Origin of the sequence: Nonomuraea basaltis, from assembly GCF_005893125.1 — a bacterium.
GTDB lineage: Bacteria > Actinomycetota > Actinomycetes > Streptosporangiales > Streptosporangiaceae > Nonomuraea > Nonomuraea basaltis.
The window spans coordinates 1-1,516 of record NZ_VCJS01000545.1; the positions used below are offsets into that span (position 1 = coordinate 1).

The following is a 1,516-nucleotide window of genomic DNA, read 5'->3' on the forward strand; positions in this document are numbered from 1 at the left end:
TAGGGCTCGATGAACTCCCACTCCACATCCGTCAATTGCACTCGCGTCACGCTGAACGATCTACCGGATCAGGCCCCGAGACGAGGGCAGATCCCGCAGATTGATCACAATCAAATACGCGCCCTAGTGCCTGCGACGTGGCGGGTGAGGTTCACGCCGGGGTCGGAGTTCGAGCACGCGGTGGCCGGTCGCCCCGTCTGACCGGCGACCACGAGACGCGGAGGGCGCGGACCCCCACAGGGCCGTGCCCTCCGTGCTTCACTAGGGTCCAATGAGCGATGAACGACAGAGCGGCGGCGACCCGCTGCGCCGCCGCGCCTGGTACACCGGCGACGAGCTGGACGCCGTCCAGCTCGTCGCCCGCGATGACGGCTCCTACCAGGTGGTGATCGCCGGGGATGTGCTCGGCACGATCCGGCCGCACCGCACCAGCTCAGGTCGCCGCTCCGGCTGGGACGCCTGCCACTGCTCTGGCGCTCCGGTGCACCACATCGGGGCGGGCGTCCGGCCGGCCACCCTTGAGGGCGCGCTGCTGGACCTGGTGGCGGACGTGCACGCCGTGTGGCAGAACCGGCAAGCGAGCGCCTGAACCGCTCACGCGCGACATTTCGTCACCGGGAGCTTGGAACACGCAAAGCACCGGTTGACAGAACCCGGGCGGCAGTCGCGAAGGTGGGCAGCTAACGGGGGCGGGGGGAAGTGGCGCGGGGAAGCAGACCAGGCGCCGGCGCCTGGTCTGCTCGGCTAGTCAAACGGGGCGGTGAACAGATGACGCGTCGCCGGCTCGGAAAGGAAAATAGAGATATGTTGCTCTATCAACTCTCTCGCTCTTTGCTTCTCTTGCTTCTCGTTCTCCTCTTTCTCCTCTTTCTCTTTTGCGGCGATGATGGCTCGAACGCGCTGCAATAGATTATTTAGGGCGATTTCTCGGACGTTAGGCGGGATTGTGATGCCCCCTGTGGTTGCGGGTTGAGCAGTCCCCCCGTGTGTGTTGTTGCTGGGAGTATCCTGGGCAGACGCGGCAGACTGCGCCGCAATTGATAGGAACGCGACCGAGACGGCAATGCAGCATATGCGCGTGAAGTTTCGCATGGCTAACCTTTCTTGACGGAGCCGATTTCCTCGTTAGAGATACCCGGCATCTGTTATCCAATGCTCCGTCTCGCCCATATATGGGCGCTTCTACATGTCAAGGTGGCTATAAATTTAGAATGTCCGATTTGTCGTGCGAAAAGGTAAAGCTGCCGCCAAGGTGAACGAGTGTGAACGAGGCTGGGCTCGATTGACCGGCCTAACCTCGCACCCAAACCAACGTGAACTGATCAAGACGCTGAACGTCTGGTTCGAGTCCTATCGCGGGAGCCACCACGCAAGGCCCCCTCCCGGGTTGGCGAATTCCAGGGGTTGTCGCAACACGGTGATCAACTACTGGTGGTGGAAGCATAGCGAGACGCTCGGCTGGCAGCCGAGCGTCTTTCGCGATTTGAGCCTGAGATCTCTAGCCTTGGGCCGCAAG

At 62.3% G+C, this 1,516-nt stretch carries 2 protein-coding genes; one reads left to right on the forward strand and one right to left on the reverse strand.

Features of this window, described 5'->3' with window-relative positions; translation table 11 throughout:
• Nucleotides 1–271: 271 nt before the first annotated feature.
• Complete coding sequence (locus EJK15_RS69285; RefSeq protein ID WP_138720918.1) at nucleotides 272–589, forward strand: hypothetical protein; 318 nt, start codon at nucleotides 272–274, stop codon at nucleotides 587–589.
• A 155-nt stretch (nucleotides 590–744) separates the two neighbouring features.
• Here EJK15_RS69285 and EJK15_RS69290 read toward each other — a convergent pair whose 3' ends face one another.
• Nucleotides 745–1,092, reverse strand: coding sequence for a hypothetical protein (locus EJK15_RS69290; protein WP_138720919.1), 348 nt, complete (start codon nucleotides 1,090–1,092; stop codon nucleotides 745–747).
• Between the last annotated feature and the right edge of the window lie 424 nt (nucleotides 1,093–1,516).

Bases quoted from the DNA above. Each gene is read 5' to 3' on its own strand.
- EJK15_RS69285 (WP_138720918.1), top strand. From the start codon at position 272: ATGAGCGATGAACGACAGAGCGGCGGCGACCCGCTGCGCCGCCGCGCC.
- EJK15_RS69290 (WP_138720919.1), bottom strand. From the start codon at position 1,092: ATGCGAAACTTCACGCGCATATGCTGCATTGCCGTCTCGGTCGCGTTC.